Origin of the sequence: Flagellimonas sp. (assembly GCF_965233845.1) — a bacterium.
In the GTDB taxonomy this organism is placed as follows: domain Bacteria; phylum Bacteroidota; class Bacteroidia; order Flavobacteriales; family Flavobacteriaceae; genus Flagellimonas.
In genome coordinates, this window is sequence record NZ_OZ247584.1 from 405,698 (window position 1) to 417,435 (window position 11,738).

Genomic DNA, 11,738 nt, shown 5'->3' on the forward strand with positions numbered 1-11,738 from the left:
TCAATTACGCTTAGTCACTGAATAGAAGAATATGAGAAAGGAATCAGATAATAATGCCCGTAAATTTGAAACGGAAGCGGTTAGAACGCAAACAGAGCGATCACAATTTTTGGAGCATTCCACACCAATGTACCTCACATCGAGCTTTGTGTTTGAGGATGCTGAGGACATGAGGGCTTCTTTTGCGGAAGAAAAGGACAGGAATATCTATTCTCGGTATTCCAATCCCACCTCCACGGAGTTCATCGATAAGGTTTGTAAAATGGAAGGGGCGGAAGCTGGTTTTGCATTTGCATCAGGGATGGCCGCGGTGTATTCCACCTTTGTGGCTTTGCTTGAATGCGGAGACCATATTGTATCCTGCAAGAGCGTTTTTGGATCCACACATACCTTGTTTACCCAGTTTTTTCCAAAGTGGGACATATCCACCAGTTATTTTGACGTGAATGATCCGGATGCTGTGGAGGGTCTCATTACCTCCAAGACCAAGATTATCTATGCGGAAACACCCACCAATCCTGGAGTTGACGTTTTGGATTTGGAAGCCCTTGGAAACATAGCCAAAAAGCATGGGTTAATCTTTATTATTGATAATTGCTTTGCCTCGCCTTACTTGCAACAACCCATACAGTTTGGAGCAGATTTGATCATTCATTCCGGAACCAAGTTAATGGATGGTCAAGGTAGGGTACTGGCAGGTATTACCGTTGGGAGTCATGAGCTGATGGATAAAATTTACCGTTTTGCCCGAATTACGGGGCCTGCCCTGTCCCCCTTCAACGCATGGGTGCTGTCCAAAAGCCTGGAAACCTTGGCACTTCGGGTCGACCGACATTGTTCCAACGCTTTGGCGTTGGCCACTTTTTTGGAAGATCATCCCAAAGTGGAATGGATAAAGTATCCCTTTCTGAAGTCCCACCCCAAGTACGAAATTGCCAAAAAACAAATGAAAGCAGGGGGCTGCGTTGTGGCTTTTGAGGTAAAAGGAGGTTTGGAAGCGGGCAGAAAATTCTTTGATTCGATAAAAATGCTATCGCTATCTGCCAATCTTGGGGATTCCAGAAGTATAGTTACCCATCCCGCATCCACCACGCATAGTAAACTGACCACGGAGGAGCGAAGGGCTGTTGGAATTTCCGATGGAATGGTTCGTGTTTCGGTGGGATTGGAGCATATTGATGATATTATTCAGGACATAGAACAGGCGCTTGGCTAGGAGCTGCATAGTTCCCCTAAATTAGTGGGCGGGGAAAATCTTTTTTGGCTATATTCGTGAGATGCTCTCCAAGAAGACAAAATACGGCTTAAAAGCACTTACTTATTTAGCTTCCATAGATAGAAAGGAACCCATGCTAATAGCTGAAATTGCCAAGCACGAGAACATTTCCCAAAAGTTTCTGGAAAGTATACTTCTTACGCTTCGCCGCAATGGATTTTTGGGCTCCAAAAAAGGAAAGGGAGGGGGGTATTATCTCATTAGGGAACCCCATGAAATTTTAATGACCTCAGTTATTCGGGTATTGGAAGGTCCTATTGCCATGGTTCCTTGTGTGAGTCTCAATTTCTATGAAAAGTGCGATGATTGCCCTGATGAGAATAAATGTTCTGTCCACAAGTTAATGCTTCAAGTAAGGGATAGTGCATTGGAAGTGTACCGAAATACTACCTTGGCCGATTTAATTTCTTAAGGTCGAAAGATAAGCCGCTTGCATGGGATGCAGGTGGGAATTCCTTAAAATCCAGCTTCAGTTTTGTTAAAATCTATAAAAACTATGGGGTAATGGCAATTTTGTGTTGGAATTAACGATTATAATTATAAAATAATACTACTTTTGATTAACCTATTAAATCTATAGGAAATTAGAAGCACAAATGTTAGCAGATCAGTTAGTACTAAACAAAGAAGGTCAAAAAGCTTCCTTCGCTAAAGATAAAAATTCTGAAAGCCCTAAGCGCAGCATCGTTAAATCCATTAGTTGGAGGATTGTTGGAACTCTTGATACCATTGTCATTTCTTGGATTATCACAGGTACATTGACCCTTGCTTTTTCAATTGGTTTGGTAGAGTTGGTTACTAAAATGGTGTTGTACTTTTTTCATGAGAGAATTTGGAACACGATTTCCTGGGGCAAATAAAATATTTGGTTATGGCATTTACAGCAGAAGACATTGAAAGTTTGAACAGACAGTTTAGGGGAATACCTCCTCAGGAAATAATTTCTTGGGCCATCAATAATGGAAAAAATCCGGTAATTACTACCAATTTTAGGCCTTATGAGGTAGCCATTTTGCATGCGGTTTCCGATGTGGATACCGATATACCTGTTATTTGGTGTGATACCGGCTATAATACGCCCCAGACCTACAAACATGCCGAAGAACTGATTTCACGTTTAGGTTTGAACATTAAGCATTATGTGCCACTGCAAACCTCGGCCCATAGGGATGCCGTTATGGGAATCCCACAGATTGATGATCCCATGCATGCAATTTTCACTGAACAAGTAAAACTCGAACCATTTAGAAGGGCCATGAAAGAGCATAAACCGGACATTTGGTTTACTAACCTGAGAAAGGGGCAAACTGCCCATAGGGATTCGTTGGACGTGTTAAGTCTAAGTAGTGACGGTGTGCTAAAGGTAAGCCCGTTCTACTATTGGAGCGATACCCAGTTGGATTTCTATTTGGCAGAATACAAACTTCCCAACGAGCATAAGTACTTTGACCCGACCAAGGTTTTGGAAAACCGCGAATGCGGATTGCATACCTAGTCTCTGTTCAACAAGCGTTGCATGCACAAGTAAAAGCAGTGTGTTAAGGACAGCGCTTTGTAAGTCAACTGAAAATACAACCTTCGCCTATTTACTTACTTATGGCCAAAAAATATGCTGTTTGTATAAGGAGTGGGTGGGAAATCCTCAAAATTTAGCATCAATTTTATTAAAATCTATAAAAACGATAGGGTAAATCTAAATTTATAAAGTTTTTAACCATTTGTTACGTCTGAAGGGCTATCTTTGATATTCCTATTAAATCCATAGGGTAATATGAAATTAAATATCGATACCGAATATTACAACAAACAGTTCAGGGGCATTCCGCCTGAAGAAATCATTGAATGGGCTATGCGCTTGTCCAATAAGCGTATTGTAACCACAAGTTTTGGTAAGTACTCTGCAGTTTTGTTGAGCACTTTTCAACGAATCGACCCGAAAATCGATGTGGTCTGGTGTGATACTGGATACAATCTACCCGAAACGTATGAGCATGCAAGTTTGTTGACTGAGCGATTTAAACTCAATTTGAATACGTATGTGCCAAGGGAAACTCGTGCATTTATCGAACATCGTTTGGGTTTTCCCACTGCGGACCAGCCTGAACATTTAGAGTTTTCGGAAATTGTAAAACTCGAACCTTTTCGAAGAGCGTTGGAAGAACACCAACCAGACATTTGGTTCACCAATATTCGGATTCGTCAGACCGCACTCAGAAGTGAGAAAGATATTTTGAGCTATTCAAAAGATGGTGTTTTAAAAGTGAGTCCTTTTTACTATTGGACAGATGATGACCTGGATTCCTATTTGGAAGCCTACGATTTACCAAAAAACAGCACCTATTTTGACCCTGTAAAAGCCTTGGAGACAAGGGAGTGCGGAATTCATTTACAATAATTCGATTATGCAAAGCTTTAGAACAGAGATAGAAAATCCAATAGTAGAAAAGGACATCATTGAACTGGAACGCAAGATCCGACAGTTCAAGGGCGGCGAGGTGGACGAGGAAAAGTTCAGAAGCCTACGTCTGGCTCGTGGAGTCTATGGCCAGCGTCAGCAAGGTGTTCAAATGGTGAGGATAAAATTACCTTATGGCAAGGTGTCCTCCAAACAACTACTTCGTATTTGTGATGTTTCTGATGAATATTCCAGAGGGAGATTGCACATTACTACTAGGCAGGATATCCAAATCCACTACGTGGACTTGGAACGAACCCCGGAACTGTGGGCAGAATTGGAGCGGGATGACGTTACCCTTCGTGAGGCTTGTGGCAATACGGTTCGGAACGTGACCGCCAGTGAAACCGCTGGTATAGATGTCGATGAACCCTTTGATGTTTCTCCGTATGCCCATGCGGTATTTCAATATTTTTTGAGAAACCCCATTGGTCAGGAAATGGGACGAAAGTTCAAGGTTTCCTTCTCAGCCAGTGACGCAGATACCGGGTTATCGTACATGCACGACCTTGGCTTTATTGCCAAAGTCAAAAATGGGGAAAGAGGATTCAAAGTGATGTTGGCAGGAGGTTTGGGCTCGCAACCGCGTCATGCAGATGAATTGTACAGCTTTTTACCTACGGATAAAATCATTCCACTGATGGAAGGGGTTATCCGCATCTTTGACCGCCATGGGGAAAGAAAGAGTAGGGCCAAAGCCCGATTGAAATTCTTGCTCAAAGACATTGGACTTGATGGATTTAAGACGCTTTTGGAAGAGGAGCAATTGGCCATTCCACATAAAACCTATCCTATTGACTTTGAAAGTTATCCAAGACCTTTAGTGGCCAATGTGGAAGCACCCCAGGTACAAGTTGAGGATGAGGAAGCTTTCAATACTTGGAAGTCCACCAACTTAGTTCCCCAAAAGCAAAAGGGCTATGTGGCAATCGGAATCAAAGTACTATTGGGAGATTTCTATACGGATAAGGCCAGAAAACTGGCCCGATTGGTTCAGGATTATGCAGCAGGGGAAATTCGTCTTTCACTACGACAAAATATATTGATTCCCTATGTGAAGGAAGCCTTGATACCATTCTTTTACACCGAATTGCAAAAATTGGGATTTGTAGAAGCAGGGTATAACAAAGCTTTGGATATTACAGCTTGCCCGGGTACGGATACGTGCAACTTGGGAATTGCTAGTAGCACGGGTATTGCAGAAGAGTTGGAACGCGTCATAAAAACAGAATATCCACAATATATCAGCAATCCTGATGTGGTCATTAAAATTAGTGGTTGTATGAATGCCTGTGGCCAGCACAATATGGCCCATATTGGTTTTCAGGGAATGTCCATTCGCACCAAGGATAAATTGGTGGCCCCGGCACTTCAAGTGCTATTGGGAGGTGGGAATTTCGGAAATGGAAAAGCCAGATTTGCCGACAAGGTGATTAAGATTCCAAGCAAAAGGGGACCGCAAGCATTAAGGTTGATTTTGGACGATTTCAACAGCAACGGAAATGGTACTTCATTTGCCGACTACTATGGTGAGAAAGGGGAGCATTACTTCTATGATTTCCTAAAACCTTTGGCCGATATTGATAACCTTGCCCCAGACGATTTCATTGATTGGGGAACCGAAGAAAAATATAAAAAGGAGATAGGTATTGGAGAATGTGCTGGGGTCATTGTAGATCTTGTTGCCACCCTATTCTTTGAAAGTCAAGAAAAAATAGACAGTGCCCAAGAAGCCCTAAATGAGGAAAAATGGGCCGCAAGTATCTATTATTCCTATCAATCCATAGTAAACTCGGCCAAGGCCTTGTTGACTTCGGAAAAGGTAAAGGTGAACACCCATGCGGGGATTATCAAGGATTTTGATAAACTCTATGTGGAAACCGATAAAATTGGCTTTACAGGAAGTTTTGCGGATTTGGCGCTTCAGTTGAACAAGAACAAGCCAAGTCAGGCATTTGCGGAGAGTTATCTGATTGATGCGAAATCAGTTTTGGAAAAGTTGGAAGCCTATAGAAAATTGGAATTGGCCCATGTATAACGGAAAATTGACAGTAGTTGGAGCAGGTCCCGGTGATGTGGATTTGATAACCCTTAAGGGGATAAAGGCCTTGCGCGATGCGGATGTAGTTCTTTATGACGCCTTGGTGGATACCCAGCTCTTGGAATATGCACCGGATGCGGAGAAAATCTTCGTGGGAAAGCGAAAAGGATGTTATACCTATCAACAGGACCAAATCAATGAACTGATTGTTCAGAGGGCACAGACCAAGGGTCATGTGGTTCGTCTTAAAGGCGGGGATCCCTTCGTTTTTGGCCGTGGAGCCGAGGAAATGGAATACGCTTCGCAATTTGGTGTTGAGGTAGCCGTTGTGCCAGGGATTTCATCTGCAGTTTCCGTTCCGGCTTCACAAAATATTCCGGTTACCAAAAGAGGAGCAACAGAGAGTTTCTGGGTGATTACGGGAACTACCAAAGAGCACAAACTTTCAAAGGATGTGGAATTGGCGGCCAAATCAAACGCAACGGTCCTGATTTTGATGGGGATGTCCAAGTTGGGTGAGATTATGGAGCTGTTCAAAAATGAAGGAAAAGAAAACACACCGGTGGCCATTATTCAAAATGGCACCATGGAAAACGAAAAAATAGGAATTGGTACTGTTGCTTCCATTGAGTACAAGGCAAAGGAGCAGCAGTTATCCAATCCTGCCATCATAATTATTGGCGAGGTGGTGAACCATCGACAACGATTGTTGGAAATCCAAAAAGAAAACAGAAACAAAGAATTGGAGTTATTAGAAAAAGGAATAAGATGATAAAGACAGATATACTTATAATTGGCGCTGGGCCAACAGGTTTATTTACCGTGTTTGAAGCTGGACTTTTAAAATTGAAGACGCATTTGATTGACGCACTTCCGCAACCAGGTGGCCAATGTTCGGAGATTTATCCCAAAAAACCAATTTATGATATCCCTGCTTATCCGGAGATTTTGGCAGGAGATTTAGTGGACAGGCTAATGGAGCAGATAAAACCTTTTGAGCCTGGGTTCACTTTGGGAGAACGCGCCGAGACCTTGGAGAAACAAGAGGATGGTTCCTTCATTGTTACCACCAACAAAGGAACCCAACACCATGCCCCTGTAGTAGTTATCGCTGGAGGATTAGGCTCATTTGAGCCCAGAAAACCCTTGATTTCCAATATTGCAAACTACGAGGACAAAGGAGTGGTCTATATGATCAAGGACCCTGAAGTATATCGGGATAAAAAAGTAGTGATCGCTGGAGGGGGCGATTCCGCCTTGGATTGGGCCATTTATTTGGCAGATGTAGCTTCCGAAGTGGCCTTGGTACACCGAAGAAATGAGTTTAGAGGCGCTTTGGATTCTGTTGAAAAAGCTTCGGAATTGGCCAAATTGGGGAAAATCCAGTTATACACAGAGGCTGAAGTGAAGGAAATCCATGGAGAAAATGAACTAAAAGCGGTTGTCATCAAACATAATGATGAAGCCAAGGGCCAAACCTATGTGGAAACAGACTACTTTATTCCACTGTTTGGTTTGTCACCAAAATTGGGACCTATAGGAAACTGGGGCTTGGAAATTCAGAAGAACGCCATCAAGGTGAACAATGCCAAGGATTACCAGACCAATATTCCAGGTGTATTTGCCATTGGCGATGTAAACACCTATGAGGGCAAATTAAAATTGATTTTATCCGGATTCCATGAGGCTGCTGTAATGTGTCAGTATGCTTATCAAATTATCAATCCAGATAAACGATTTGTAATGAAATATACCACGGTTGGCGGAGTGCAAGGATTTGACGGCTCCAAAAAAGAAGCCAAAAAAGAGGTGGTTCAAAGTATAGTCTAGAGCTTTTTTAGATTATTTTGAGTTAGTCAACGCCCTCTTATGCAACGCTTAGGAGGGTATTGACCAACAAAATGTAGATTTCTGTTGTTTTTGAGGACAAAACGTGGTTATTTTGTCCTCAGTTCATTAAAAAATTGAATTGGTTATCAAGAAAGGTGGAGGGAATAGACCCATTGAAGCCTTAGCAACCCTTAGGAATTCCATTTCTTGGATCTAAGAAGGTGCTACATTCTACCCACAACGGTCAAATTTGATTGTTTTGGGATGGATAACGAAAAGAATACTTCTTTCTCAACGTCGTTTCCGCAACTTTCTTGATACATCTAAATCCCTTTACGGGACTATATTGTTATGGAAACCATTGAAGATATTTTACAAAAACGCATTCTGGTATTGGACGGTGCCATGGGTACCATGCTGCAGCGCTATAAATTTACCGAAGAAGATTTCCGCGGGGAGCGGTTCAAGGATTGGGAACATCCCTTAGTAGGGAATAACGATCTGTTGTCACTTACACAACCCGAGGCCATTGCCGAGGTTCATGCCAAGTACTTTGAGGCAGGCGCGGATATCGTGGAAACCAACACCTTTTCAGGAACTACCATTGGAATGGCAGATTACCACATGGAAGAACTGGTGTACGAACTTAACTATGAGTCGGCCAGGATTGCCAAAAAGGTGGCAGATGAGTTTACGGCCAAAGAACCGCACAAACCTAGGTTTGTAGCAGGAAGTATAGGGCCTACCAACAAAACAGCCAGCATGTCGCCGGATGTAAATGACCCTGGTTTTAGGGCCATTTCTTTTGATGAGCTGCGAATAGCCTATAAGCAACAAGTGGAAGCCTTATTGGAGGGAGGAGCGGATATTTTGTTGGTGGAGACCATTTTTGATACCCTGAATGCCAAAGCGGCCTTGTTTGCAATTGAAGAGGTGAAGGAAGAGCGGAACATACACGTTCCCATCATGGTAAGTGGTACCATTACCGATGCCTCCGGTAGAACCTTATCCGGCCAGACCGCGGAGGCGTTTTTGATATCAATTTCCCATTTGCCCATTTTATCGGTTGGATTCAACTGTGCTTTAGGGGCAAATCAATTGGTGCCCCATTTAGAGGTGGTTTCTGCCAAATCGGAATTTGCAATTTCTGCACATCCCAATGCTGGATTGCCCAATGCCTTTGGGGAGTATGATGAGACCCCAGAGCAAATGGCCGTGCAAATCAAAGAATATTTGGAAAAGAGCCTGGTAAATATTGTGGGAGGATGTTGTGGGACCACTCCTGAGCATATTAAGGAAATTGCAGATTTGGTTAAGGAATATGAACCTCGTAAGTTAACGGTTCATAGTTATTAGTTAAAGATTTATATGGAGCAGACGAATAACCATCAACCATTAACTATTAACCACAAACGCCCTTTGCGTTTATCTGGCCTTGAGCCTTTGGTGATTACCCCAGAAAGCAATTTCGTAAATGTAGGGGAGCGAACCAATGTGGCTGGATCCAAGAAGTTTCTACGCCTAATCAAGGAGCGGAAATTTGAGGAAGCTCTTGATGTGGCGCGTCATCAAGTGGAGGGCGGGGCCCAAATCATAGACATTAACATGGATGATGGCCTTATTGATGGAAAAGAGGCCATGGTCAACTTTTTGAACCTTATCGGTTCGGAACCGGATATAGCCCGTGTTCCTATCATGATTGATAGTTCCAAATGGGAAATTATTGAGGCAGGATTGCAGGTAGTCCAGGGGAAATGCGTGGTAAATTCCATTAGTTTAAAGGAGGGTGAGGCCGCGTTCATAAAACAGGCCACTTTGGTCAAAAGATATGGTGCAGCCGTAATTGTCATGGCTTTTGATGAGGTAGGGCAGGCAGATACTTATGAGCGCAGGATAGAAATTGCCAAACGTTCTTATGATGTTTTAGTGAATCGGGTGAACTTCCCTCCAGAAGACATCATTTTCGATCTAAACATTTTTCCGGTGGCTACGGGAATGGAGGAACATCGCAAGAATGCCATCGATTTTATTGAGGGAACCCGATGGGTGCGTGAAAATTTGCCCCATTGCAGTGTTAGTGGAGGTGTGAGCAATGTTTCTTTTTCATTTCGAGGAAACAACCCGGTAAGGGAGGCCATGCATTCCGTGTTTTTGTACTACGCCATTGAGGCTGGGATGAACATGGGAATTGTAAATCCAGCGTTGCTGGAGGTCTATGATGACATTCCCAAGGATCTTTTGGAACATGTGGAGGATGTGATTCTGGACAGACGGGATGATGCTACGGAACGGCTATTGGAATTTGCCGAAACTGTCGTGGGCAAAGCCAAGGAAAATAAGGTGGATTTATCTTGGCGGGAGGAACCTTTGCAGAATCGGATTACAAGGGCTTTGGTAAAGGGTATTGATCAATTCATTGTAGAAGATATTGAAGAGGCTCGTCAGCAAGCCTCCAGACCTTTGGAGGTGATTGAGGGGAATTTAATGACCGGGATGAATGTGGTTGGCGACCTTTTTGGAAGTGGAAAGATGTTTTTGCCACAAGTGGTAAAATCGGCCAGGGTGATGAAAAAGGCCGTTGCATATCTCACCCCATTTATAGAGGAGTCCAAAGATGCCAATGCCTCAGCTGCTGGCAAAATATTGATGGCCACCGTAAAGGGAGATGTCCATGATATAGGTAAGAACATTGTAAGCGTGGTATTGGCCTGCAACAACTATGAAATTGTTGACCTTGGGGTGATGGTACCGCCAGAGGTGATTATCCAGAAAGCCAGGGAAGCACAGGTGGATGTTATTGGGTTGAGCGGCCTGATTACTCCTTCCTTGGATGAGATGGTCTTTTTGGCGAAGGAAATGGAAAGGCAACAGTTTACAGTACCCTTGCTTATAGGTGGAGCAACGACCAGTAAAGCCCATACGGCTGTAAAAATTGACCCAATGTATAGTCAATCTGTAGTGCATGTAAATGATGCTTCCAGAGCAGTGACCGTGGTGGGTGACCTCTTGCAAAAAGATACTTCGGATGGGTATAAGAAATCCATCAAGCTGGATTATGAGAGCTTTAGGGATCGATTTTTAAGCAGGACCAAAAAGAAGGAGTATTTGTCACTGGAGGAAGCACGTCAAAATAAATTTCAGATTGAATGGAAGGCTTCTGATATTACAAAACCCAAAGCATTGGGAATTCAGGTTTGGGAGGATTTTGATTTGAAAAAACTGAAAGATTTCATTGACTGGAGCCCCTTCTTTCGGAGTTGGGATTTGCATGGGAAGTATCCCAACATTCTCCAGGACGAAGTGGTAGGTGAACAAGCCCAAGAACTCTTTCAGGATGCCCAAAAGATGTTGGATCAGATTTTGGATAAAAAGCTGTTGAAGGCAAAAGCAATTTTTGGATTGTTTCCAGCCAATCAAGTCAATGATGATGACATTCTCATTTCAACTCAATTTGATGGCACTGTCAGTTCGAGCGCCGTGTCTGCCGACAGGCAGGCAGTCGAGAACCAGGACTCCAAGAAATTCACCTTCCGAACCTTACGACAACAGTTAAAGAAGCGGGTAGGTGTTCCCAATATTGCTTTGGCAGATTTCATCGCTCCGAAGACAACAGGAATCCAGGATTATATGGGCTGTTTTTGTGTGACCACAGGATTCGGTACCCAAGAATTGGCGCAGGAATATGAAAAAAACCTGGACGATTATGGCTCCATTATGGTTAAAGCACTGGCAGATCGTTTGGCAGAAGCTTTAGCGGAATACTTGCATAAGGAGGTGCGGACCAAACATTGGGGTTATGCAACATCGGAGACCCTGTCCAATGATGAACTGATAGCAGAAAAGTACCAAGGGATACGTCCCGCTCCAGGCTATCCGGCTTGTCCAGACCATCTGGAAAAGTTGACCATCTGGGAATTGCTCAAAGTGGAAGAACAAATCGGCGTTCAACTAACCGACAGCTTGGCCATGTGGCCGGCAGCCAGCGTGAGCGGCTATTATTTTGGACATCCTGAAGCCAAGTACTTTGGATTGGGAAAAATTAAACCGGATCAAGTAGCTGATTTTGCGGAACGAAAAGGAATGCCAATTGAGGAAGCTGAAAAATGGCTGGCCCCAAACATGGTGGAGCATTGATT

The 11,738-nt window shown here is 43.3% G+C and carries 10 protein-coding genes and 1 riboswitch; all 10 genes read left to right on the forward strand.

The window, feature by feature from the left end; translation table 11 throughout:
- Positions 1-31 precede the first annotated feature (31 nt).
- The 10 genes from ACO6S0_RS01755 to metH all read left to right on the forward strand — a co-directional run bounded on the left by ACO6S0_RS01755 (position 32) and on the right by metH (position 11,736).
- Positions 32-1,216, forward strand: a complete 1,185-nt coding sequence (locus tag ACO6S0_RS01755; RefSeq protein ID WP_422350328.1) for a trans-sulfuration enzyme family protein — start codon at positions 32-34, stop codon at positions 1,214-1,216.
- Positions 1,217-1,277: 61 nt separating this feature from the next.
- The gene (locus ACO6S0_RS01760) at positions 1,278-1,688 is read left to right on the forward strand and encodes an RrF2 family transcriptional regulator (protein WP_422350329.1); all 411 of its coding nucleotides are present in this window, start codon (positions 1,278-1,280) and stop codon (positions 1,686-1,688) included.
- Positions 1,689-1,872: 184 nt separating this feature from the next.
- Positions 1,873-2,136, forward strand: coding sequence for a DUF2061 domain-containing protein (locus ACO6S0_RS01765; protein WP_422350330.1), 264 nt, complete (start codon positions 1,873-1,875; stop codon positions 2,134-2,136).
- Positions 2,137-2,147: 11 nt separating this feature from the next.
- Positions 2,148-2,771: a phosphoadenosine phosphosulfate reductase family protein gene (locus ACO6S0_RS01770; RefSeq protein WP_422350331.1), complete on the forward strand. Its 624-nt coding sequence runs from the start codon at positions 2,148-2,150 to the stop codon at positions 2,769-2,771.
- 276 nt (positions 2,772-3,047) lie between these two features.
- Complete coding sequence (locus tag ACO6S0_RS01775) at positions 3,048-3,671, forward strand: phosphoadenosine phosphosulfate reductase family protein (RefSeq protein WP_422350332.1); 624 nt, start codon at positions 3,048-3,050, stop codon at positions 3,669-3,671.
- A gap of 7 nt (positions 3,672-3,678) precedes the next feature.
- Positions 3,679-5,769, forward strand: a complete 2,091-nt coding sequence (locus ACO6S0_RS01780) for a HEPN domain-containing protein (RefSeq protein WP_422350333.1) — start codon at positions 3,679-3,681, stop codon at positions 5,767-5,769.
- Positions 5,762-6,544 (forward strand): uroporphyrinogen-III C-methyltransferase, encoded by a 783-nt coding sequence (gene cobA, locus ACO6S0_RS01785; protein ID WP_422350334.1) that lies wholly within the window; start codon positions 5,762-5,764, stop codon positions 6,542-6,544. Before ACO6S0_RS01780 ends, cobA begins: the two co-directional genes overlap by 8 nt.
- Positions 6,541-7,602 (forward strand): NAD(P)/FAD-dependent oxidoreductase, encoded by a 1,062-nt coding sequence (locus tag ACO6S0_RS01790; protein WP_422350335.1) that lies wholly within the window; start codon positions 6,541-6,543, stop codon positions 7,600-7,602. The genes cobA and ACO6S0_RS01790 overlap by 4 nt, the downstream gene beginning before the upstream one ends.
- Before the next feature lie 140 nt (positions 7,603-7,742).
- Positions 7,743-7,877, forward strand: a riboswitch (SAM riboswitch).
- Between the two features lie 76 nt (positions 7,878-7,953).
- On the forward strand, positions 7,954-8,958 hold the full coding sequence (locus tag ACO6S0_RS01795) for a homocysteine S-methyltransferase family protein (protein WP_422350336.1): 1,005 nt from the start codon (positions 7,954-7,956) through the stop codon (positions 8,956-8,958).
- Positions 8,959-8,970: 12 nt separating this feature from the next.
- A complete protein-coding gene (metH, locus tag ACO6S0_RS01800; protein ID WP_422350337.1) occupies positions 8,971-11,736 on the forward strand; it encodes a methionine synthase in 2,766 nt (921 codons plus the stop codon).
- Positions 11,737-11,738 lie beyond the last annotated feature (2 nt).